At 78.3% G+C, this 230-nt stretch carries 1 pseudogene; it reads left to right on the top strand.

Going from position 1 to position 230, the window contains the following annotated elements:
- A pseudogene (locus EYB28_RS19940) lies at nucleotides 1-230 on the top strand (peptidase C14); the annotation flags it as partial.

The raw sequence follows: 230 nt of genomic DNA, 5'->3' as shown, positions 1-230 counted from the left end.
CGGGCGACGGCGCCGCCCGGCTCGTGCGCTACGACGCCGGCTCCACCGCCGAGCCGAACGGCGGCACCGTGCTCGCACCGTCCGACGCGGGCGCCCGCGGACGCTGGCACACCCTCCACACCGGCACCGCCGACTTCCGCTGGTTCGGCCTCTTCGGCCCGGACTCCCCCGCCGACGACGCCCTCGACGCCCTCGTGCGCGACCCGTCCGTCAGCCGCATCGAGGCGCAC

It is taken from the genome of Isoptericola sp. BMS4 (assembly GCF_011634835.1).
Taxonomy (GTDB): domain Bacteria; phylum Actinomycetota; class Actinomycetes; order Actinomycetales; family Cellulomonadaceae; genus Isoptericola.
Note: the sequence above shows the minus strand (reverse complement) of the source record. Positions and strands in the feature narration are given on the sequence as shown.